21 protein-coding genes are annotated in these 24274 nt (G+C 44.3%); 1 reads left to right on the forward strand and 20 read right to left on the reverse strand.

Translation table 11 applies throughout. From position 1 onward, the window contains the following. Positions 1-99: 99 nt before the first annotated feature. From D0466_RS05205 to D0466_RS05275, 15 genes are all read right to left on the reverse strand, one after another. The gene (locus D0466_RS05205; RefSeq protein WP_117321474.1) at positions 100-1155 is read right to left on the reverse strand and encodes an alpha/beta fold hydrolase; all 1056 of its coding nucleotides are present in this window, start codon (positions 1153-1155) and stop codon (positions 100-102) included. Position 1156: 1 nt separating this feature from the next. Continuing rightward, on the reverse strand, positions 1157-1573 hold the full coding sequence (locus D0466_RS05210; RefSeq protein ID WP_158555837.1) for a hypothetical protein: 417 nt from the start codon (positions 1571-1573) through the stop codon (positions 1157-1159). Positions 1574-1689: 116 nt separating this feature from the next. Then, entirely contained in the window at positions 1690-2052 is a 363-nt protein-coding gene (locus tag D0466_RS05215; protein WP_233522545.1) for a hypothetical protein, read from the reverse strand. Positions 2053-2355: 303 nt separating this feature from the next. Continuing rightward, positions 2356-3723, reverse strand: coding sequence for a cytochrome P450 (locus D0466_RS05220; protein ID WP_233522546.1), 1368 nt, complete (start codon positions 3721-3723; stop codon positions 2356-2358). 219 nt (positions 3724-3942) lie between these two features. Continuing rightward, positions 3943-5328: an FAD-binding oxidoreductase gene (locus D0466_RS05225; protein ID WP_117321477.1), complete on the reverse strand. Its 1386-nt coding sequence runs from the start codon at positions 5326-5328 to the stop codon at positions 3943-3945. A 244-nt stretch (positions 5329-5572) separates the two neighbouring features. After that, positions 5573-7120, reverse strand: coding sequence for an acyl-CoA carboxylase subunit beta (locus D0466_RS05230; RefSeq protein ID WP_117321478.1), 1548 nt, complete (start codon positions 7118-7120; stop codon positions 5573-5575). A gap of 72 nt (positions 7121-7192) precedes the next feature. Continuing rightward, a complete protein-coding gene (locus tag D0466_RS05235) occupies positions 7193-8848 on the reverse strand; it encodes a class I adenylate-forming enzyme family protein (protein WP_117321479.1) in 1656 nt (551 codons plus the stop codon). 183 nt (positions 8849-9031) lie between these two features. After that, positions 9032-10033, reverse strand: a complete 1002-nt coding sequence (locus D0466_RS05240; RefSeq protein ID WP_117321480.1) for an NAD(P)H-dependent flavin oxidoreductase — start codon at positions 10031-10033, stop codon at positions 9032-9034. Positions 10034-10387: 354 nt separating this feature from the next. Next, entirely contained in the window at positions 10388-11143 is a 756-nt protein-coding gene (locus D0466_RS05245; protein ID WP_117321481.1) for a Cof-type HAD-IIB family hydrolase, read from the reverse strand. 267 nt (positions 11144-11410) lie between these two features. Beyond that, a complete protein-coding gene (locus tag D0466_RS05250) occupies positions 11411-11836 on the reverse strand; it encodes an EamA family transporter (RefSeq protein WP_117321482.1) in 426 nt (141 codons plus the stop codon). A 201-nt stretch (positions 11837-12037) separates the two neighbouring features. Continuing rightward, positions 12038-12598: a DUF1641 domain-containing protein gene (locus D0466_RS05255; protein ID WP_117321483.1), complete on the reverse strand. Its 561-nt coding sequence runs from the start codon at positions 12596-12598 to the stop codon at positions 12038-12040. Further along, positions 12591-15569, reverse strand: a complete 2979-nt coding sequence (gene fdhF, locus D0466_RS05260; protein WP_407675605.1) for a formate dehydrogenase subunit alpha — start codon at positions 15567-15569, stop codon at positions 12591-12593. The genes D0466_RS05255 and fdhF overlap by 8 nt, the downstream gene beginning before the upstream one ends. A gap of 257 nt (positions 15570-15826) precedes the next feature. Beyond that, complete coding sequence (locus tag D0466_RS05265; RefSeq protein WP_117321484.1) at positions 15827-16501, reverse strand: GNAT family N-acetyltransferase; 675 nt, start codon at positions 16499-16501, stop codon at positions 15827-15829. A gap of 27 nt (positions 16502-16528) precedes the next feature. Then, positions 16529-17194: a GNAT family N-acetyltransferase gene (locus D0466_RS05270; RefSeq protein ID WP_117321485.1), complete on the reverse strand. Its 666-nt coding sequence runs from the start codon at positions 17192-17194 to the stop codon at positions 16529-16531. Positions 17195-17205: 11 nt separating this feature from the next. Continuing rightward, positions 17206-18078, reverse strand: a complete 873-nt coding sequence (locus D0466_RS05275) for a carbon-nitrogen hydrolase family protein (protein WP_117321486.1) — start codon at positions 18076-18078, stop codon at positions 17206-17208. A 369-nt stretch (positions 18079-18447) separates the two neighbouring features. On the opposite strand from D0466_RS05275, the gene D0466_RS05280 reads away from it, so the two are divergent. Continuing rightward, on the forward strand, positions 18448-18714 hold the full coding sequence (locus tag D0466_RS05280; RefSeq protein ID WP_117321487.1) for a hypothetical protein: 267 nt from the start codon (positions 18448-18450) through the stop codon (positions 18712-18714). Between the two features lie 275 nt (positions 18715-18989). On the opposite strand, the gene D0466_RS05285 is transcribed toward D0466_RS05280, so the two are convergent. The 5 genes from D0466_RS05285 to D0466_RS05305 form a co-directional block, all read right to left on the reverse strand. Next, a complete protein-coding gene (locus D0466_RS05285; protein WP_117321488.1) occupies positions 18990-20705 on the reverse strand; it encodes an ABC transporter ATP-binding protein in 1716 nt (571 codons plus the stop codon). Positions 20706-20969: 264 nt separating this feature from the next. Continuing rightward, positions 20970-21719, reverse strand: a complete 750-nt coding sequence (locus D0466_RS05290) for a (S)-benzoin forming benzil reductase (protein WP_158555839.1) — start codon at positions 21717-21719, stop codon at positions 20970-20972. Positions 21720-21820: 101 nt separating this feature from the next. Continuing rightward, positions 21821-22243 (reverse strand): hypothetical protein, encoded by a 423-nt coding sequence (locus D0466_RS05295; RefSeq protein WP_117321490.1) that lies wholly within the window; start codon positions 22241-22243, stop codon positions 21821-21823. 59 nt (positions 22244-22302) lie between these two features. Continuing rightward, positions 22303-23781 (reverse strand): D-alanyl-D-alanine carboxypeptidase/D-alanyl-D-alanine endopeptidase, encoded by a 1479-nt coding sequence (gene dacB / locus D0466_RS05300; RefSeq protein WP_233522547.1) that lies wholly within the window; start codon positions 23779-23781, stop codon positions 22303-22305. Positions 23782-23891: 110 nt separating this feature from the next. Continuing rightward, on the reverse strand, positions 23892-24257 hold the full coding sequence (locus D0466_RS05305; RefSeq protein WP_117321492.1) for a winged helix-turn-helix transcriptional regulator: 366 nt from the start codon (positions 24255-24257) through the stop codon (positions 23892-23894). Between the last annotated feature and the right edge of the window lie 17 nt (positions 24258-24274).

Consider the following 24274-nt stretch of genomic DNA (forward strand, 5'->3'; position numbering starts at 1 on the left):
ATGATTTGTTCTCTAAGCATGAAAATAGTGAATACTGCGGATACCATATAAAAGATAAGGAAGAAGGAATTCGAGAAAACATTAAAAAGATGCCAGGTATTAGTTTCCTATTGGTGCCGATCTTTCAGGAAGCCATTCTGCAAGATAATCTGGAAAATGAGGGGTAATGTTTATTGTGGTATGGCCTCCCTTTAAAAGCCTGTACATTTTATCCTGGCTCGAAACTAGCTCCATCACTGGCTTGACCATCGTTTCAGGAATTAAAGCGTCATCTTTTCCCGCTACGACAAGCAAATTTGCTTTAATATTTGTTAATAACGCTTTTTTATTTTTTATCAAAAGATGGCCTTTAAGAAATTTATTGTCTCTAACCAAATCATTCAGCATTTGTTTCACCGCAGCGCCAGCAAAAGGGACATGGCCATTCGTCCACTTATTGAATCGGCGCCATTTTGCCACATACTCCCGGTCATCCGCTTTGGTTAGCAGTGAAAGATAACTGGAAAAATGTATTGGGGACAGAAGTAAACTTAGTCCCCGATTTACAAGGAAGCCGGGAACGGTTTGGATGACATCGAGTATCTCGTCAAAACTGGCATCACCTTTGCGGAGAGCCTCGGCCCATTGGTCCATTTCCGGAGAATGGCTGAAATCAATCGGCGGAGTAGAAAGAATCAAATTTTTAATCGGTTCTTCAGCCATGGAAGCGTACATTGCAGCAAGTGTACCTCCAAGACATACCCCGAATATAGTAATTTCTTTTGCGCCGGAATGTCGCAATGCCCTCCTTACTCCTGTTTGTATATAATTAACAATATAGGTTTCCAGGCTGATATCCCCGTCTTCATAACCAGGCGGGCCGAAATCCAATAAATACACTTCAAAACCTTCGTTCACAAAATGCTCGATCAAGCTGCTCCCTGGTCCAAGGTCAAGTATGACAGGCTGATTGATAAGGGAATAGACAAAAAAAACCGGGACTCCATATTTCTTTTCTTCTGGCGGATAATACCACAGTATCGCTTTATTCTTCTTCCATACCGGTTCTCTTCTGGTTACCCCCATTTTTGGCAATGGGTTTTTAAGAGCCTCAAACGCCAACTGGAGTTTAGATACGGATGAACCTTCTTCATTGTCCTTTTTCCGTTTTTTCATGTTATGATTCCATTCCTTGGCGCAAGGAGTTGAGTATTTTGTGCAATCTTGCCCGTTTTTCAGCTTTTCTATCCCTTTTAATAGTAGCCGGGTTGGTATCACTGTAATCTTGTGATATATGGCCGGCTCTGAGCTGAGATAGCATCTCCTCTATTTGGTCGATTTTTTCCTCCAGCTGCACCTGCATTTTTGCCACATTTGCAACATCCCTCTTGGTTGGAAAGTTACCAAGGGCAGATAGAGTTTCCATTGAGTCTTGCAGCTGCTTAAAAATTTTGGCGGAAATTTGTGATTCCATGCTTGCCTGTTTGATGATGGTTCTTTTATTCAGCAAATCCTTGATTTTTCTATTCCATTCTCTTTCCATCTTAAACCCCATCTTTCTAAGAGATTCATAATAATCATCATGTTTTTTCATTGTTTCCATATAAATGATCCTTTCTATTTTTTAATTTGAAACTATGCACAATACAAAAGCCAAACAAGGAATTGTTCTGCAGTTATGGTCGTATTAACCTAAGCAAATGAACGGAATCACACCTTTATAAATAAACCATAATCGATAACAACCATTTGGTGGTCATGCGTAAACGCCACATTTCCCAGTCTTAGATCGACTGGAACAATCCTGTTCATCAAAAATTTCATTGTCAAGTCACTCAGGCTCCGGACGTTTCTCATTCTCATGGGAACCTTACGGTCGATCTTCTGCATGACGACCCAACCTTCTCCTGCTTCCAATACCGGACAGAGATACTGACGGATATTTAAATCGGAGTTGTGAAACAGTTCGAATTCTCGATAATTGCTTAACAACCCTATATCTGATAGGGCAATTTTCAACACATACCCATTCGCGAGGTTATAGACAATCCTGTTGAAACCATGTCCGATCATTTCATAGGGTAGCGACAGCACACTTTGGGCCAATTTCATTTTTTGCGTCGGGGTACGGAGGCGGTTTTCTTTTATTTTGGATATCCATTCTTCAATGGATTTGATCTCTGTGCTGGTTAAATATAGACTCTCGTTGGATTGGAAGTTCCCCTTTTTATTTTTGTATATTTGTATTCATCTCCTTTTCTAGCATTTCTTAAAGTGCGAGTTAAACACTGTAAACTGAAATTGGCATTTATTACGGTTTGCTTTAAAGGTGTTATTTTTCACTGTAATTTCTATACTGGTTTGTCTACTTTTTAGCTACTTAAGTTTTGTTCTTCTTTCTTTCACTATCATCCTTAGTCCACTTCTGGGCCTGAGAGTGATTGAGGGATATGGGATTACTGGATGGTGGTCAGGAGGAAGTTTCACTTTGAAACGCCGCGTGATCGTGGCGAGGACAAGTACTGCTTCCATAAGGGCAAAATGATTGCCGATACAAACCCTCGGCCCGCCTCCAAATGGAAAGTAAGCGAATGTGGGAATCGTTTTTACAAAGTTATTTTCGAAGCGTTCTGGACGAAAGGCTTCCGGGTCAGGAAAATATTCCTGCTTATGGTGCATTACATATTGAGACACCATAATTGTGTCGCCTTTTTTAAAATGATATCCTCCTATGACGACATCCTCATCTGCTTCCCGCCCTATTACAAACGCAGGGGGATAGATCCGCATGGATTCCCAGATAACATTCTGTGTGTATGGTAAATTGATAAAGTCCCCTGGTACCGGATTACGGCTGCCAATCACGCTATCAATCTCGTCAAAGAGTTTCTTTTCAGCTTCAGGGTGCTGTGAAAGCAAGTACAGAGTCCAGGACAGAGCATTGGCAGTGGTTTCGTGCCCAGCCAGAAAGATCGTCATAAGTTCATCCCTCACTTGCGTATCGGTCATCCCGATGCCATCCTCCTGATCGCGGGCTGCCATTAAAATTCCAAGCATGTCCTCATGAACAACACTTTCCTGTCTTCTATTTTCTATAAAGCGGTAAACTGCTGCATTGAGTTCATCTATTGCCTTTTTCAATTCACGATTACTTTTTGTCGGAATCCATAATGGAAGATTTATGATTGTTCTCATCCGTTTTATTGCCATTCTCATTGCCGTTTCTATAGGCTCGCCAACGATACTGTATCCTTCCTTCAGGTCCATGCCGAACATCGTTTTTGATATAATGGCCAGTGTGATATCCATCATATCCTGTGTAATGCTTCGCTCTTCCCCATCATTCCAATTGGACAAATGCTCAGCTGTAACCTCAATCATATCCTGGCCATAGTTGTTGATATGAGATCTTTTAAATGCAGGCTGGATGAGCCTTCTCTGCCGCATATGGGTATCTTTTTCACTGGTCAAGAGCCCTTCACCGAGTATAGGTTTGAGTGCATGGAAATCTTTGGATTTAACAAAGTATTTTTGTTTTGTCACAAGCACCTCCTTGATCATTTCAGGATCTGATATGAGGTACACATGCTTAAAAGGCCCAAAACGCATTTTTGCCACTTGTCCATAATTCGCAGCTTTTCTCAAAAAACCGAGCGGATCTTCCTGAAAATCCTTTAAATGTCCGGTAATCAATCTTCCATTTGGGACGGAAGGAATTTGGATTCGGGTATTTATATCACTCAAATGACCATCCCCCTTCTTTATATTTTTATTGTTTCCGGTTATGTTATGAACAAATAAGTAAACTGGCTTGTACTATAATTTAAAAAAATAAAAAATTATTTAAGGAGGGGAAAGACCCGTTTACCTCGACTGCCTTTTTCTTTTCAAGACAAAAAGACTGCCGCAGCAGTCTTTTTAACAGGGATACACAAATCTAGTTGTTGGCAGTGAATTGTTTTATTATAGATATTCTTCTACTTCATTTCTGATGAACACCTTTCCAGGATTCAGGATATTATCCGGGTCAAGGGTTGCTTTTATCGCTTTCATGATATGTAGAGAGCTCGCCTTTTCCTTTTCCAGGAACTTCATTTTGCCGATTCCAATCCCATGTTCCCCCGTGCAGGTCCCTCTGTGCTGTAAGGCATAATCGACAATCTCATTATTCATATTATGGAACCGTTCCATTTCCTCCAGGTCATTTGGATTCACCCCGAACAGCGCATGGAAATTCCCGTCCCCTACATGTCCCACAAGGGCTGCATCGATTCTATATTTTTCAATGACTTCCCTTGAATAGCTAATCGCTTTGGCAAGTTCAGATATTGGCACGCAAACATCGGTAGAAACCAGGAGTTGATTCGGCCGGATGCTTACCACGGCAATGGCTGCTGAATGGCGCGCATCCCAAAGCTGGGCCCTCTTTAATGAGTCGCGCTCATATTCAAATTCCAGGCATCCTGCTTCCTCCATCAACTGTTCAATGAATGTTATTCCGTTATCCACTTCTTCCTTGCTACCGCTATATTCAAGGAATAGTGTCGGCCTCTCCTGATAGGATGTCCCTTTGTAATGGTTGACGGCCTCTATCGTTTTCGGATCAACGAGTTCAATTTTACCGATCCTCACTCCTGATTGGAGGACCATTTCGGCTGCTGAACCGGCGGCAACGACATCTGTAAAATAAGCCTTAGCCGCAATTGTCTCCTCCGGTATGCCTGATAGTTTAAGAGTAATTTCCGTGAATACGCCAAGGGTCCCCTCAGAACCTACGAAAAGCTCGGTAAGATTATATCCTGCTGAAGATTTAATCGTCTCTCCCCCCGTAGAAACAAGATCCCCATTTGCAAGGACAGCCCTTAGCCCAAGTACATTCCGTTTCATCGTGCCATATGCGACTGCACTTGTTCCGCTCGCGTTCGTTGCCGCCATGCCGCCAATTGTCGCATCGGCACCTGGATCGACAGGGAAAAACAACCCATGCTTTTTCAAATGCAGGTTCAATTGTTTTCTCGTGACTCCCGGCTGTACTTTCACTAAAAAATCCTCCGGATGGACGGACACGACCTTGTTCATTAAAGTGAAATCAAGGCTGATTCCCCCCTTTAAGGGGATGACGTGCCCTTCCAGACTGCTTCCTGCCCCGAATGGAACAATCGGGATTTTGTTGGCGGCAGCATATTTTACAACCTCAACCACTTCTTCTTCCGTGGTGGGAAATACAACCACATCCGGGAGTTTGCCTGTATGGTAAGTCAATCCTTTACTGTGCTGCTCTAGAACCGTTTCATTTATGCTGACCCTTTCCCGGTCGTTGATGATTTCTAACAACTCCTGATAAAGCATGCTTCCACTCCCTATACACCAAATTTTCAAATCTATTATTCCAACCATCTAATTATATATAATTTTCAGACATATTTTCTATTACATTATTATCCTGGCCATTTTTTTCTTTACAACTTGCTAAATACGCTGGCTTTTTGGAGGAAAAGCAGAGGCACATTTGTAAGTTTCGGGTAGGAAAATATTAAACGGTCCTATCAAAGAAAAAAGGAGATGCCCTGCATCCCCCATTAGAATGTTACGGTTAAATTCCCGTTGGCCAGCCTGCAAGACGCCGTTCACTTTTCTGCCGTTTCGAGCTTTGGATGATTTCAAGTGTTTCGCAAATGAATTTCCGCGTTTCCCTCGGATGGATGACATCATCAATCTGATGCTTCGCAGCCGCCCTATAGGGAGAACTATCAAACGACCAGGTTTGCAAAAGTTTTTGGCGCATTTCCTTGGGATCCTCAGCTCTTGAAATTTCACGGCCAAACACAACATTTATGCCTACTTCCGGTCCCGTAAAATTAATTTCGGCAGTCGGCCATGCGACCACGATGTCAGCACCCATCCCAGGCCCGCACATATTTCCGTATGCCGCCCCAATGCTCTTGCGGATCACAATGGAAATCTTCGGAACAGTGGACTGGGCCAGCGCTTGGTTCCAGACCATGATTTTCGTAGGCATTTTGGCTTTTTCTGCCTCACTGCTGATCCGGAAGCCAGGTGTATCATGCAGAAAAATAAGCGGGATGTGATACGAGTCGCAAAGGCAGATAAATTCAGTCGCTTTCTGGCACTCCTGCGGCCCCGGCGCGCCAGCGTAGGAGTTTGGCTGATTGGCGATGATGCCAACCGCCTGACCATTCATATGAGCTAAAGAAGTAATTAATGCTTTCCCGAATTTGGGCTGGTATTCAAACATTTGCCCGTCATCCACAATCACTTCCATTATTTTTTTCATATCATAAACCCGTTTGCTCTCTTGCGGCAAGATGGAAAGCACCTCATCCACCATTCTGTACGGATTATCCCCGGTCAGTCTTATTCCGGGACGTTCTTCTGCATTCTGGGGCATGTAATCGAAAAAGCGCTTCAACTGCTGGATGCATTCTTCTTCCGTAGCACCATCATGATCAATCTGGCCGGTATATCTATTATGGACATCTATACCCCCGAGTTCTTCGGCCGGCATTTTCTGCCCATTTGCCAATTCGAGCATTCGTGGACCGGCTATTGCCATGCATGTGCCGTGAAGCTGGGTAACGAAATCTGAAGAAACAGCCAACCAGGTCGGCCCGCCAAAGCTGTCGCCAAGAATAGCTGCCATTGTCGGCACCTGGCGCTGATGGGTAAGCATTTCTCTTGGGAACAGCATGTCGCTGATTCCATCCGCTCCCATTCCGTCCGGCATTCTCAGTCCTCCTCCTTCATGCAGGAGAAACATCGGGAGGCCATTTTGAATCGCAAATTCATGGATTTTTTTTGATTTGCGGATATGCACATTTCCTTCAGTAGCCGCAAATACGGTTTTGTCGCCAGCCTGGACTACCGCTGGCCGCCCGCTCACCTTCGCTATCCCCGCGATCAACCCGTCTCCATAGCTTTTATGCTCCACACCATTCACATCTGAAGTGTTGAGCATGCCAAACTCCCGGAACGTGTTTTTATCGACAAGCTTTTCGATCCTTTCCCTCGCTGTCAATAACCCTTTGCCATGCTGGATATTTATTTTATCTTGTCCGCCGCCAAGCAATGCTGCACTCTTTCTTTCTTCCAATTCATCCAATAATATTCGGTTCTTCTCCATTGTTGCATCTCCTTTTAAGAAAAATCACTCCCCGCAGTTCTGCGGGGAATGAACCTTTTGACTGTAGTTATGTCATTCGTCTTTCAATAGTTTTCGTAGAACTTTTCCAGATGGCGTAGCAGGCAATTGTTCGATAATTTCTACATATCTCGGATACTTATAGGCAGCCATATGCCCCTTTGCCCATGATATGATGTCTCCTGGTGTAATGCTGTCTTTATCCGATTCATGGAGGACGACAAATGCCTTTATGGTTTCCCCGCGCATGGGATCAGGCACCCCAATTACCGCAGACTGTCTAATTGCTGGGTGTTCATTAAGCAATGCCTCGACATCCTCAGGAAATATACTATAGCCTGAACTCTTGATCATCTCCTTTAACCGCCCCTGGAAAAAAAGATAGCCGTCCTGATCCAGATAGCCGATATCCCCTGTATATAGCCAGCCGTCCTTTAACGTTTCCACAGTTGCTTCAGGCCTGTTCAGGTATCCTTTATAGACTCCCGGATTACGGACCACGATTTCGCCGGATTCTCCTGCGGGAACTTCTTCGCCATTTTCCAGAGACAGGATTTTCATTTCCGTGCCGATGATCGGAATTCCGCATGAGCCGTATTTAATCCTCTCTCTGGGCATGAACGTGTCGCAAGTGTGGGTCTCACTCAGGCCATAAGCTGCTTCATACATCAGGCAGCCTTTAGTTACCGCTCGCCATTTTTCCGCAAACTTTTGCGTAACCTGAAGGCCAAAGCTTGTAGCCAGGTTTACTTTCAAGCTTGAAAAGTCACGGTTTTCAACGCCGGGTATTTGCAGGACTGCCCCGTTCATAGGTGCAACGCTATACCAAGAGGTTATTTTATACTTTTCAATGGTGTCCATTGTGGAAACGGGATCAAACCTGGTAAACAGGACACATGGATTTCCTGTATAAATGGGAGTGTTCAGCCCCATCAGCATCCCTGCAATATGGCATAGAGGGGCATGAGCCATAAAACGTTCTTCTCCTGTAAGGCCATTGGCCTGGACAGAGGCCGCCGTTTTGAATAATGCATTTCCATACGTCAACATAGCACCTTTTGGCCGCCCAGTCGTGCCGGAGGTAAATACCATCAGGCCAACATCGTTCCACAGATCAATTTCTGCATGTTGGGTCAGAAGTGGGCTTGAATGAATGATTCGATACATATCTTCTGCTGTTTGGATGGTTCGTTTTGGTTGGCGGAATTCTTCGGTGAGCGGGAATTCGGGTGTTTCAGGCAGATAATCGCAATAATTGGCTGTGACAATCAAAGGGGATGACCCACTTTTTTCAGACGCCTTGCAGGTCGTTTCATAAGCCTCTTCGCTGGTGACCATAACTGAAATCGAGGCCTCTTGTAGGCAATATGCCAGTTCACTTTCCTTAAACATGGGATTCAGCGGAACCACAATACCGCCCAGCTGCTGTATGGCATAGTGTGCGATAATATATTGCGGGCAATTTTGAAGATACAGGGCGGCATAACTTCCTTTTGTAAATCCTTTGCCTTGCAGGTAGCAAGCAAATCGATTTACATGGTCGAGCAACGTTTTCCATGTAATTTCAGTACCGTAAAAATAGTAGGCAATTTCGTTGGATTTGTTGGTGGCATAATACTCAAGATATTGATAAAGCGGCATTTCCCCATGCAAGTAATTAATTTTATCAGGCAAGCCGGCTGGCCAGTACGGTCGGACTTTTTGTACCATGAACAATCCCCCTTTTAATTATGATAAGAAAATCTATGAAAATGAGTGGTCAATCCGAAGGAAGGGTAGAAAATATTGATAATCGCATCACATTCTAACCGGTTAGTATCTGGTAATTAAAAAATCTGCCGGTCTTCTTTTAAAGAACAACCAGCAAATTATTATGAAGCGCTTACGAGGAGGCTACTTTACAACGGACGATTTTACTTTGTCTGTCTGTATGCCCAGATTTTCGATTGCCTCATTATATTCCTTTTCAAGCTCTGCAATGATGCCTTCTGCCGTATCGATTTCTGTAATCGCACCGACACCGTGTCCGGCCGACCATATATCCTTCCATGCTTTCACGTTTTTGTTTTCCTTTTGCATATGGTCGAAGTCAACTTGCTCTTTCTTCTGGAGCAATGCAGGGTTCAGTCCCGCTTTTACAATGCTTGGAATGAGCATATTTGCGTTTACGCCTGAAAATGCATCGGTCAGAATGATATCGTCCTGGTTTGAATCAACAAGCATTTGGCGGTACTCATCGTTTGCAAGGCTTTCTTTTGCCACGATAAATCGTGTACCCATGTAAGCAAGGTCTGCCCCGGCAGCCTGTGCAGCGAGGATGCTCTTTCCAGTTGAAATTGATCCGGCTAGAATGATGATTCCATCCCAAAATTGGCGTACGCTGTCTACAAAAGCAAAGCTATTCAGGTTACCGGCATGGCCGCCGGCACCGGTTGCAACGAGAATCAGCCCGTCAGCTCCCGCTTCCGCAGCTTTCTTCGCCCATTTAATATTGCTGACATCTGAAAAGACAAGTCCCCCATAGCTATGTACGGTATCGACAACAGCCCGCGGGCTGCCCAGTGACGTGATCACCAGCTCAGGCTTGTGTTTTTTAATCAATTCAAGTTCTTCCTGCAATCTGCTGTAGGAGCTATGTACGACCATATTCATGGCCCAAGGCGCAATTTTGCGCTCCGGTTCTTTCGCCCGCGCCGCTTCCAGGTTATCATTCAATTGGCCCATCCACTCATCAAGCACTTCAATTGGACGCGCATTCGGTGCCGGAAATGAACCAATCACCCCGTTCAAGCAGACTGCTTCCACAAGCTGCGGGCCGGATACTAAAAACATAGGAGCTGAAATGGCGGGCAATCTAAGCTGGTTCCACCACTTCTCAGGAATTGTATTTCCCATCTAAATTCCTCGCTTTCGATACTGAATTTTCAGAAAATGAATCACTATTCAATCATACTCCTGCATTGGGAATTCTTCAAGTTTTTCCTGCTCTCCAAGGAATTGAGCAACAACAAAATTATAAAAAATCCCGCTTTGCTAACCTTTGTTTCAGAAACATAGATACTCGAGTTCAGGCCCTCGGGATGTGTGACAAATAGATGTTGCCAAACAGTCTGTGTTCTGCTTTTAAGGTTCGGAGGGATTTGTATTTTTCTACCAAAAAGAAACCAACCCGCTAAAGCGAATTGGCAGTCTTTGAAAATTTTATTTACATATCCATTCCCCGGATATGGTTTCGGCTTTTAGCTGTGCTTAATGTTCAAGCACCCACTTCTTAATGGCGTTTGCGACTCCGTCATTTTGGTTCGTATCGGTCACCCAGTCAGCTGTTTCCTTCACGATGTCCTGGGCATTGCCCATTGCAACGCCAAGCCCCGATTCCTTGATCATGGCAATGTCATTCAGGCTGTCACCGACTGCCATGACGTTTTCCATCCCGAACCCAAGAAAGCCGCAGACCTTTGCGATTGCCTTTGCTTTATTAATTCCCAGTGCATTTGCTTCAATGTTGACAGGGCTGGAATTACTGACTTCAAGCTCGCCATTTTCCTTTAGCAAGGTTAAGATTTCTTGCCTGATTGCGTCGTCGTCAATGTTAAACCCAAACTTCAACCACTGATAGGAGCGAATGTCTTCAGGCATTCCGTCCCTCCAGACCTTTTCGGTACTTGTTGCCCAAAAACCGGTTTGATGCTTCTGGCTTAACCCCCACATCCATTCGATCAGTTCATGGCTGATCATGTTCCTCTCTACGAGCTCGCCATTCGGATCGAATATTTCACTGCCGTTAACGGTGATAAGGTACGATGATAAGGCAAGCGATTTAGCAATCTCATTGCAAGTGGCATAGGCGCGCCCGGTACTGAGCACTACCTTGACACCTTTTTGCTCCGCATCTTTAATGGCCGCCCTGTTTCCTTCAGAAACCTTGCCTTCTTCATTCAATAACGTGCCATCCATATCAAGCGCGATTAATTTTATTTCTTTTCCAGTCTTGTTATGTACCATTTTACTACCTGCCTTTCTTGTGCCGACCATACTTATAATGTAACAAACTTAAGGGAGGAAAGGATAATGGGATGCTTGCTCAAATTAAGCTACATGGGATACTAAAATGGTTGTATAAGCAAGAATTGTTGATATTTAGCCGGTATTATTGACATTACCAACCAAATTGTTGATATTCAGCCGGAATTGTTGGTATAAGCAAGAATTCGTTGATATCTAACTGGAACTATTAATAAATGCAAGGAATTATTGATATCCTCCCTTTTTTCATAATGCGGTCAGTACAACACCTATCGCTATCAAGGCCACCCCGATGCCATTTAGCATGCTTAATTTTTCCCCGAAAAAAATGACAGCCAGAATGGTCGCGATTACGACGCTAAATTTATCGATTGGCGCCACCTGGGAAACCTTGCCTACCTTTAATGCAAGAAAATAAAATAACCATGATGTCGCACCGGCCAACCCGCTTAAAATAATAAACAAAAACGTCTTCTTCTCCCCAATGATTTCAGGCATCTTACTTAAATTGCCCTCATAAGCAACCACACCTATTAAAAAAATCGCCATGATAATAGCCCTAACCGCTGTCGCGGTATTGGCGTCGATATTTTGCAGCCCCACCTTGCCGAAAATACTGACCATTGCCGCAGAAACAGCAGCCAAAATAGCGTACAAAAGCCATGTAGACATGCAACCTCAATCTCCTTCATTAAAAAAATCATTCTTTTAATCATTTAGGTTGCTCCTTCCTGCAAGATATTATAATGGTTGCCTCCATTTCGTTAACACATTAAAGCACTGGGGGACAGGCCCCCGATTTGGCCCCTGATATAAAAGAAAACACCCGGACCCATAACCTGGAAGGTCAATGATCCGGGTGCAAGCCTCTTATTAATCTCTTTCGTGCATTCCGTGCTTCTCCCGCGGTATGTGCTGGTAAAGCTGATCTTCAGGGAGCTGGGTGTTCCGTTCAAGCGGTTCGGTATCCTGGCCCATTCCTTTTAGGAAATTGAGCAGCAGTGATACGGACCGGTTAATTTCAGGATCTTTCAAGGCCCTGGCCATGTCGAAATAGCCGATTTTATCGTCTGTTTCCTCTGTTTGTGCGACTCTGGCAATGCCGGAGTTAATTTTTAAGATAAAGGGTTCAAGCTGTTTCACGTTCAGCGTACCAAGCGTCCCGGCTAAGAGCAGCAGATTTTTCAGCATATTCGCTGTTTCGGGTGTATCAGCTGTTTTGACCAGGACATGCAGGACCTTGTCCCCCTGGCCGAACAGCCCCCTCAATAAAGTCAGGAAACCGCGATTATGCATATGCTTGAGTACCTGAAGGGATTCAAGAATGGCCTCCTTATTCTCAAGCAGGGCATTTTCCACCTCAAGAAGATCTTTTTTCCGTTTGTCCTCTTCGGAGTATTCCAATTTTTGAATTTGTTTAATCGCCTTAGCCATGCTGCTTCCGCCCCTCCCTTACTGCATCTCCAGGAAAAACATAATCCTTTCGGGCCCATTTCTTTTGAACCTGTACACCTATTTGCGGCTGCGGATTTCCATTTCGGTGATTAATTTCCCGCATCGGGCTCGTACCTTCATATTTAAGAATCTCCATTTTGGCCATTGTTTCTTTGTAAGCAGGCGTGTCGGTATCTTTATCGGAAAAACTGCTTGTTAATAAGTTGACGGCCGCTTCTCCTGAATCGTTCATTGGCAGATAAACCTCATTGCCCTGGACACGGTCTGTAACCAGAGTTTTCACTTTCACATTTCCATAAGGAGAGGTCAGCCTTACGAGCGTTCCATCCTTAATCCCCCTCTCCTCTGCCAGCTCAGGGGAAACTTCCAGCCAGATTTCCGGTGTTTTCATGGATATGCCCTTGGATCGGTATGTCAGGTTTCCTTCATGGAAATGTTCAAGCAAGCGTCCGTTGTTTACATGAATATCATATTCGTCTCCGAAATCAATTGGTTTGGACCATTGAACCGGATAGAGGATCGCCTTGCCGTCCGGTAAAGGAAAAGTACCGTCTGCAAACAGAAGCGGTTGATCCGTTCCATCCGCGTTTACCGGCCATTGCAAAGTATTATACCCCTCAAGCCGGTCGTACCTGACACCCGCATAAATCGGTGAAAGCGAGGCCGCTTCCTCCATGATTTCTGAAGGATGCCCATAATTCCAGCCTGCACCAAGGCGGTTTGCTACTTCCATAATGATCTGCCAGTCGGGCTTGGATTCGCCCAGCGGATCAAAAACCTGATAAAGCCTCTGAATACGGCGTTCCGTATTTGTAAACGTTCCTTCTTTTTCAAAGCTTGGGCTAGCCGGCAGGACAACATCCGCATACTGGGCAGTGGCAGAGAAAAAGATATCCTGGACTACAAAGAAATCGAGCTTTTCATAGGCAGCATGTACGTGGTTGATATTGGAATCGACAAGTCCCATTTCTTCACCTTTAACATACATCGCTTTTAGGACACCCGCATGGATGCCTTCTATCATTTCATGGTTGTTCATGCCAGGCTTTTCTGGAATCTTGACTCCCCAGCCTTTTTCATACTTAGCCCGTACTTTTTCATCGGCGATTCTTTCATATCCTGGCAGGCGGTCAGGCATGGAACCGAAGTCACTGGCCCCCTGAACATTATTATGTCCGCGCAATGGGTAGGACCCTGCTCCAGGCTTGCAGTAATTCCCAGTTACCAAAAGCAGATTAGAAATTGCTGTACTCGTATCACTGCCCCCGATATGCTGGGTGACACCCATGGCCCAAAGTACACATGTACCTTCTGCCTCATGAATCGCTTCGGCAATTTTAATCAGGTTCTCTCTTGTAATTCCTGTTGCTTCCTCGGCATATTCCAACGTAAATGGCTCGAGGCTCTTTTTATATTTTTCAAAGCCATTGACCCGCTGCTGGATGAAATCATGATCGGTCCAGCCCTTGTCAATGATGTATTTCGTCACCGCTGACAGCCAAACCATGTCCGAACCTGCTTTTGGATGAACAAATAAATCGGCCCGTTCTGCCATTTCATGCTTCCTGATGTCCGCGACAATCAGCTTTTGCCCCCGCAGTTTATGCGAACGCTTGACCCGTGTGGATAAAACTGGATGAGATTCTGAAGTATTCGAACCTACGATTAAAACGAGCCCGGCTTTTTCTATATCTTTGATTGTACCGGAATCGCCGCCATATCCAACCGTACGGAACAAGCCAACTGTTGCGGGAGACTGGCAATATCGTGAACAATTATCGACGTTATTCGTACCAATTACTCCGCGGGCAAGCTTCTGCATAAGATAGGATTCTTCGTTCGTACATTTGGAGGAGGTTATGAATGCCAGTGAATCCGGGCCGTATTCGCTTTTGATTTCTGTAAACTTACGTTCTACCAAGTTAAGCGCTTCTTCCCATTCAGCTTCACGGAAGGTGTCTCCCTCACGGATTAACGGTTTGGTCAGGCGATCCTCGCTGTTTACGAAGTCCCAGCCAAATTTGCCTTTTACACAAGTAGAAATCCCGTTTGCCGGTGCTTCCGCCTGAGGCTCAACTTTCAGGATTTTGCGGTCCTTCGTCCATACATCGAAGCTGCAGCCGACTCCGCAATAGGTACAAACCGTTTTTGTTTTCTTGATCCGTTCATCACGCATTGCTGACTCCATGTCGGAAATTGCAAGGATCGAACCGTATCCGGTTTCCACTCCTTTTGTGATTTCAATCATCGGGCGCAAAGTCTGTTTTGCAATGTTCGTTAAATAACCTGCCTCGCCGACCATTCCTTTTTCCATCATGGCGTTACAAGGGCAAACAGTAGAGCAATGCCCGCAAGAAACACATGACGATTCATTAATAGGCACATCATTGTCCCAGATGACCCGTGGCCGTTCCCGCTCCCAGTCAATGGTAAGCGTTTCTGTAACCTGTACATCCTGACAGGCTTCCACGCATCGTCCGCAAAGGATGCACTGGTCGGGGTCATACCGGTAAAAAGGATGGGAGTTATCTTCCTCATACGGTTTATGATCATACGGAATACTCTGGTGATTGATTTTCATTTCCTTGACGGTGTTATGTATCTCGCACCCTCCGTTGTTATAATCACAAACCGTACAATACAATTCATGGTTATATAAAATTTTGTCCATCGCCATTACCTGTGCCTTGTTGACCTCGGGCGAAATCGTGTTGACAACATCCCCATCGCTTAAATTTGTGGAGCAGGACCTGACAAGCTCTCCGTTTACATTAACGATACATGTATCACAGGTCTCGATCGGACCGAGGCTCGGATGGTAGCACACACTTGGCACTTCAATAGAGCTTTCAGAGAGCATTTGAAGGACTGTCTGGCTGCCGGTGATTTCCATCTCCACACCGTTTACATTAATCTGCATCTTTTCTTCCAAAAAAAACTCCCCTTTCATAATAATCAGCACTAACAAATCGGCTTCTATCATTTCCCTACCCTGCGAGTTCAAATGTAAAACCTTCCGGCCTATTAACAAAAAAAACTCTCTTGCCAAAATCTTTTTATAGTAATATGTATGATTAGCAATCTTTGAAATGTACATAGATCAATAACACTGTTCAAAAAAAGAATACAAAACAAAAAAACCCGATCCCTGAATGTATAATTATTAAGGGACCGGGTTCGTTACTATTTATAAGTTATAAAATCATTTTATAACGGAAGCAATGTAACTTTTTCTTTCGCTTTTAGATTTTCAACCATGTCCAGCCACTCTTGCGGCTTCTTCGGAAGGACGGAATAATAAGCTGTTAGGAAATTCACGATCAGCTCTGCCGGGATTTGTGAAACTTCATCATTTTGGGGCATGAAACAAAAATCCAGCCCGGATACAGCTTCCCCATCATTTTGCCAGGATGGGTGCACATAAGGGAAGTCCAAGCGTTTGTATCCGAGATGTGACAGCACTTCCCTGCGCACATATGGATTCATTGGCTGGACGCCTCCGAAATCATGCTTCTCGGCGGAGAGATAAGGGTTATAGATTTCGGCAAACATGCCAAACAGCTCTTTTCCATTACTCTTTGCCAGTGTTTCTAAATCACGCTGCCTGTTCTGTGCAAGAAAACGTCCAATGCTTAAACCGGCTTCACCTACAATCGTAAAATCGGTCATGGCAATATTCCAATCAGGATAATAGCGGTATTCGGTTGCCCCTACTACCTTTTCTTCATGAACGGCAACGAAAACACGGATGCCAGGATCCTCCAACGGCTCCTTCCAAAGCTGAAAGTCCAAAACTTCTTCCGGGGGAAATACATTCTTCATTAAATCATGCATTTTTCCAAACAATGGATCTCCAATATTGGTAATTCTGATATATTCCATCAAGCATCCACCTTTTTTCTAAGGAATTTATTTAAACGGGTTTTTCCATTCCATAAGCACGCTATAACCGCATGATTCTTCATCATCTAGATAATTTTCCACAATCGTTACAGGTGTTCTGCCGCATTTTAGTAAAAAGCTTATTACCGGGTCCTTAAGGTTCCCGGACACTACTTTGCCTAAATATTCATCAGCACTGAGCTCTGCGGCCAATCTATGGTATCCCGGCATCCGTCCTCCGCCAAGCAATCGGTCCAGCTTCTTTTCGATTACAACATGATACATCGACTGCATCATAAGCTGACCCAGACCAAATTTCCGGTATTTCGGCCTGATGCTTATATCAACAATATACAGCGTGTTTCCTTCTGGGTCATGATTACGGATATAACCTGAATCTGTAATCTCATCCCACGTATGAACCGGGTGGGCAGGATCGAAATTGACACAAAGACCTGTCAAAGATCCTGCCAGTTCCCCGTTTATCTCCAGGCATAGCGCACCATCCGGGAATAAGGTTACATGGTTTTGCAATTGCTCTTTATTCCACCATAAATCGGATGGGAAAGGCGGTGGAAAGCATTCCGCCTGGATGGCGATCAGTTCATCAAAATCCCCTTCATGGTAATTGCGAACGACAGCAGGGATAGGTTTTCCATCGTCAAACACAAATAATTCCTTCCGGTACGGCATCTGCATCACCCTTAGATTTTTTCAGCTTCTTCCCAATCTGGATATAAATCAGTCCGGCGGTCTCTCCATGTCGTCACGGACCCTTTTTCACGGACTTCATACAACAAGCTTAAATCAAGGTCTGCAGTCACTATCATATCGTTGTTTAGCTCTCCTTCCACCATGATGCCTTTTGGCGGGAAAGGAATGTCATTCGGCGTAACGACGGCAGCCTGCCCGAAATTCGCACGCATGAAATCTACTGTTGGCAGAGAACCGATCGTTCCGGTAACAACGACATACACCTGGTTTTCAATCGCGCGCGCATGGGAGGTGTAGCGGACCCGATGGAAGCCATGGCGGTCATCGGTGCAGGATGGACAGAAAATAACATCTGCCCCCTTAGCTTTGGCCATACGTACAATTTCCGGAAACTCAATGTCATAACAAGTGAGGATGGCAATTTTTCCTTTTTCGGTTTCAAAAATATTCAGTTCTTCACCGGGGGACATATTCCATTCATGAACTTCGGTTGGCGTTATGTGGAGCTTGGCTTGCTCCCCAATCCTTCCATCTGGATAAAACAGGTGCGCTACATTGTATAAGCGGCCTTGTTTTTGGATCACATGGGTCCCTCCGATAATATGCATGCCGGTGTCTTGGGCAAAGTTTGAGAACAGCGTTTTATATTGTTCGGTGAATCCAGGGAGCTCATTGATTGTCAACCTTGTTCCCTGATCACTGCCTATTGACAATAGCTGAGTCGTGAAAAATTCTGGAAACAGCACAAACTCCGATCCGTATTCCTGGGCAGTTTTTATATAATGTTCGCATTGCTTCGCGAAATCTTCAAATGAATGTATGGTGTGCAAGTGGTATTGAACAGCGGAAACACGGTATTTCAATTCAAAACTCCCCCTTAATCCTCTATCTTTTCAAAGCGTATTGTTGGTCATTTTGTACCAGCTAAATATTAATATATAACAGGTATGCCGAGGTTTGTAAAGGGGTTTCATTGCCTTTTTTATGAAAGGATAAAAATTGTAAAAAATGCCCGTTTATTGGTGTAATCTAGGATTTTCTTTGAGTTCAAATTTAAAAGAGGAAGGGGCATGTTCCTGGTTTTTTATAAAAATGTGAAAAAATGTTCCTATTTCTTTCGTTTTTTCCATTTTATAACTGGTATAAGAAATCCGAATTAGTTACTTGATGGCACTCGCCCTGCTAATCTGTATTGTAGGGCGAAACTATGAGCAAACATATCGAAAATCTGAATGGAGTGTCTGCATGTCATTTTTAAGAAGCTGTTTGGCCGATATGTAATGAGTAATGAAGAAATGATAGAGAAAATTGGAGGGCTGGCCAGAGAGTTACCGGCAGCGGACAAGATTGCTGAAAAGACGGTTCCCTATCTTGAGGCTAAGGCCGCAAAGATGCAAGAGAATGAATTTCACCCATGGCTGAAAGAATGGTACTTGACTGAAGATTTCCTGCGATTTGTTTACAACCGGTTTGGTGAACGATTTTCAAATCATTGCTGACAACCCTACTGAAATACATCCATTCTACATAAAAAAATTTATTAATGACAAACTGACTGAAGGGGAGAATCACCCAGCGGCCAAAATCGTTTTGACGAAAAAACAAGAACAGCCGATTATGTCACAGTCTTAGAAATCCGTGACATAATCGGCAATGCACTGCCATAAATCAAGGCGTGGTCCCTGAGGCTTTAACACACTACCGCATTGGGGCTCAGACCCCCAATGCTTAGACCCCAGCGCTTTAACGCGTTACCATAAAGGGGACTGCCCTTTTATCTTTGAAATTGCACACGATGCAGGTTGGCGAAAATGCCTCCTCGTTCGATCAGTTCGTCATGTCCCCCTTGTTCGGCAATGCCGTCTTCTGTGACAACGACGATCCGGTCTGCATTGCGGATGGTTGCAAGCCTGTGTGCGATGATTAGAGTAGTGCGGTTTTTGGCTAGTTCGTTCAACGCGTTCTGGATGATCATTTCCGTTTCTGTATCGAGCGCGGAGGTTGCTTCATCCAGGATAAGGATCGGAGGGTTTTTCAGGAACATCCGGGCGATTGCGATCCGTTGCTTTTGTCCGCCTGATAATTTTAAACCCCTCTCGCCTATCTGTGTCTCGTAACCATCAGGCAGCCCTTCTATAAATTTTTCCAAATGGGCCCGCTTTGCAGCTTCTTCAATTTGTTCATCTGTCGCATCAAGCATTCCATATGCAATATTTTCTTTAAGCGTGCCTGTAAACAGGAACACATCCTGCTGGACGATCCCGATTTGTGAGCGCAGCGATTTCTTTGACATATCCCGTACATCAATCCCGTCAATCGAAATGCTGCCGGCTTCCACATCGTAAAATCTTGGTATTAGTGAGCAAATTGTTGTTTTCCCTGCTCCTGAAGGACCGACAAACGCCACTGTCTCACCAGCGCGAATCGATAAATCAATTCCCTCGAGAACTGGTTTACTATGATCATAGCTAAAGCTTACATCGGAAAATTGAATGTCTCCACGCAAAGTTCCAACCTCTATTGCATCCTTGGCGTCCTTGACGTCAGGTTCGACATCAATCAGTTCTGTAAATCGCTTGAACCCGGCCATTCCTTTCGGATAAAGCTCCAGGATTGCCGCGATTTTTTCCACTGGTTTGAATAAAATATTCACGTAGAGTACGAATCCGACCAACTCTCCATAAGAAAGACGGTTGTTAAAGCTTAGCCAGGCACCGAAAACCAAAACGGCCAGCGTCATAACACGGGTCATCATATAAATGCCTGATGAACTGAATGCCATCGTTTTGTATCCCAACAATTTCGCTTTACGGAATTTTCGGTTGTTTTTTTTAAATCTGCCAATCTCATATTCTTCATTAGTAAAAGACTGGACAACCCTTACACCGGACACGCTGTCTTCCACCCGGCCGTTTACATCGGCAATCTCGCTGTACATCTGTTGCCAGGCGCGGTTCATGCGGATGTTGCTAAAAACGATTATCCAAACAAGGAAAGGGACAATAAAGATGGTCACAAGCGCAAGCTGAACATTAATCGAAAGCATGATCCAAAACGCTCCCACAAATGTCATTACTGCGATGAACAAGTCCTCTGGCCCATGGTGGGCGAGCTCGCCGATATCAAACAGATCATTCGTGATCCGGCTCATGATATGCCCTGTTTTTGTATTATCAAAAAACTTAAAAGACTGTTTTTGCACGTGCTGAAACAGCTGCTGGCGCATATCAGTCTCAATATTGATGCCGAGCTTATGGCCCCAATAATTAACTACATATTGGAGAAAAGTACTAAAAATATACAGCAGCAATAACCCAATGCTCACTGACACAATGGCCGGCCAATCGCTGTTTGGGAGCAAGGCATCAATAAACCATTGAACCGCAAGCGGAAAGCCCAATTCCAGGACAGCCACGAACACTGCACTGCTGAAATCAAGCAGGAACAGCTTTTTATGAGGCATGTAATAAGTGAAAAATCTTCGTAACATAAAGTGTGCTCTCCTTTAAAATCGTCGATACAAGATATATAGGATTATAGGGTTGGAATCCAAAAATATTCAAGCTTTTCAATTGCATTTAAACAAAAAAGGCGACTAGATTAGTCACCTGTGTATCCCTCAACAATGCCAAATAAAGCTTAATTTTAGGAACGACATTTTTCCTCCCGGCTTGAATGTTGGAACGATACCTTGATTTTAAGCGAGCGCTCCAACCGCCCTATTTTGGATCATTAATACACGCAGTATTATTCCTTACAAAAGATTTTTAATATCATAAAATCGGCCGTTTTCAAGCGGCCCGTCCTGCAGCAATGCCATCAGCTTCTCCGCTACAAGCTCCGGCGATCTTAACCTCCCCTGTTCCTTATATGCATGAAAGATCTCGGCATGGGCAAAGTCTTTTTCGTCAGCCTGCCTGATATCCGCCTGCATATTTGTATCCATGATCCCCGGTGAAAACGAGATGATGGTAACAGGATACTGTTCCTGATCTTGCTCGGCTGCTGTAACACGGGTAAACATTTCAAGGCCGGCCTTTGTACTGCAATAAGCCGCCCACCCTTGATACGGCCGCAAAGCGGCTCCAGAGGATACATTGACAATCGTTTTCTTGCCAGGAAAACCCCTAGTCCTATCAATAAAAGCATTGGACAACATGATTGGGGCAAGGAAATTAACCTTTATGCTGTCTTCCAATTTATTCTGTTCGAGCTGGCCGACAGGCTTAATCGGTTCCACCACCCCGGCATTGTTGATGAGTAATAATTCATCGGTGTCACCTATTTTAGAAAATATGCTGTCAACTATTTCCGGCAGCTGGCCAGAATCACCGAGGTCAGCCAAAATGCTGGAAACTTTAAGGCCCTGGCTTCGGGCCTTATCAATCAGCTGTTCATTGGCTGAACGAGCAACAAAAATACAATGATTGCCTTCCTGTAAACACAGCTCAGCGATTGCTTTTCCAAGGCCTTTCGAAGCACCGGTAATAATGTAAGTTTTCATATTTTTCTCTCCTCCTATATGCCAATTCACCTTAAACCCGAATCTCCATAACCTTTTCATGTTTATTTTGGTTATCCACGGTTCCTGTAAACATGAACCCTTCACTTATGTAAAAATAATTTAGTTTTTGATTTTCTGCGGCACAATCGTGCCTGACAAACGGTATGGCCTTCTGGAAACACGTGTCGATCCACCCAATCCATTATCATTCTGCCTGCCCCTCCTCCGGAAAGAGTCCTATTTGCAGCCAGGCTTTGAATATAAATGGGCTTTTCCCTGTTTTTTCTCCATAGGCGTTTGTCCCAATCGTTTTGATGGTGGTATAACGTAAAAGTAGCAGCTATTATCCCATTTCTCATGACAATGCAGGTTTGATTTATTTTGATGGAGAGCCCGGTTTCAACATCAGCACTGGAATCCAGTATATACTGCCATTGGTTGATGCGTTTTTTGGGGAGCCACTCTGCTGTTCTTTCAAGTTCATCTTTTATTGTAGCGGTTTTGAAAGTATATTCAACTTTCAAATCCTCACCTGCCTGTTTCTATAGTCGAAATAAAAAAATCAGATTTTTTTATATGTTGGTTATTGATTCGATAAAAACTCCGCGATTTGATCTTCCACTATTTTAACTGCCGCTGCATCGCATACATTATTTATCAAAATTGAGAATATGTACGTTTGCCCGCTTTTTCCTGTTACGTAACCCGAAAGGGCACTGACTGTCGAAATGGTGCCTGTTTTCGCTTTTACATTGCCTGCTGCAGCGCTACTTCGCATTCGGTTTTTCAGGGTGCCCCCTAACATTCTTTTACTGGCGCCGGCTACAGGCAGAGATTCTTCATAGGCCGGAAACCAAGCCTTTTTTTGGATAGTAAAAAGCAATTTCGTAATTTCGTTAGCCGGAATGAGGTTAACGTGTGAAATGCCGGAACCGTCACGAATGACAATATTATCGGTATCGGTTCCTAATGATTTAAGGTTGGTTTCCACCGCCTTAAGCCCCTTTTCCCAGCTGCCTTCCCCCATTTCGACTTTTCCCATTTCCTTGACCAAAGTTTCAGCATGGCCGTTGTTGCTTAACTTCATAAAGGGCACCAGAAGCTGTGATAGCGTCATGGACTCACGGGACACCAGTACAGCAGCATTCTTTGGCGTTCTCCCTTTCCTTACCCGTCCTGCCACTTTTATCCTCTGCTTTTGAAGCGCGTTAGTAAATAACTCCAGAGCATAACCGGCAGGCTCCCAAACAGCTACCCGGCTTTTGGCTGTGCTTTCACCCAAAGGAATGGTTCCTTCCGCTTTTATTGTATTTGTTCCATGTACCCTATGGACTTTTATTTTTTTCTTTCCTCCGTAACCAACGGTTTTTACAGAATTAATAATTTTCACATAATCTGTTGCGGGAGTTAAAGATATGGCGGCAGGCTGGTTCACTTTTTTTCCAGATCCCACTTCTACGATAACGGTTCCGGCATCATAGTAGGCATCAGGTGCGGCAGTTAAGGCTGAAATTTGCGCTCCATAATATTCCGTTTCGTCTGACCACGGCAGGTCTTTCGAATATCGCTCACCGTCAAACCAGGAATCATCGCCGAGTACATTTCCCAAAATAATTTTGACTCCCGTTTTTTTTAGTGCAAGGGCCATTTCTTCAAAATCCTTCACCAATAAAGTCGGGTCGCCGTATCCTTTCATATAAAGATTCCCTGTCAAAACATTGGCCCTGATACGTCCATTTGTTAACAATTCCGTTTTAAATGTATGATCCTTGCCCAGTGATTCCATGGCTGCAGCTGCAGTCAGCAATTTAAAATTAGACGCTGGCCTTAGCCGGATATTCCCGTTCTGTTCAAATAATATTTCACCGCTCTCTGCACTTCTGACGCTTATCCCTGTGACGGATCCATCAAGCAGGGGATGTTTGAGGATTTTCGACAGGTTTGCAAAGCTGTACGGCCCTCCAGAGACCTGAGCCTGGACAATATCCCCGCTGGAATAGTTGGACAAAGCCAGACCAATTGACAGGATCGGAATCATTAGTATGATTATCAATGTTTGCAAGACCTTGCTCCCCTTTATACATGTTACATCTAGTATGTACCAAGGTGTTGATTTCATTTAGAAACGGAGAAAGCGGGCCATTTCAACAGCGGCCCGCTTTCCTGAAAGTTTTATTTAACGGGCTCCTTTCCATCCAGTGTTTCGCCCAATACATTCTCCATATAATTTTTTCCCCAGCTGTACATGGAATCAAGAATCGGCATAAGGCTTTTCCCTTGCTCTGTTAGAGAATATTCAACCTTTGGAGGCACGACGGGATAAACTTCCCGATGTACGATCAAGTCTTCTTCAAGTTCACGAAGCTGATTGACAAGCATCCTTTGGGTAATGCCCGGCATCAATGCTTTCAGTTCCCCGAACCGTTTTGTACCTTCTTTCCCCAAATGCCATAAAATAAGCATCTTCCATTTGCCTCCAATGACGGAAAGGGTTAATTCTTTTTCACAGTTAAATGTTTTATCCTGCATACGTGACATTATTTCACCTCAGTACC

The sequence above is a fragment of the Peribacillus glennii genome, assembly GCF_003429105.1.
Taxonomy (GTDB): domain Bacteria; phylum Bacillota; class Bacilli; order Bacillales; family DSM-1321; genus Peribacillus; species Peribacillus glennii.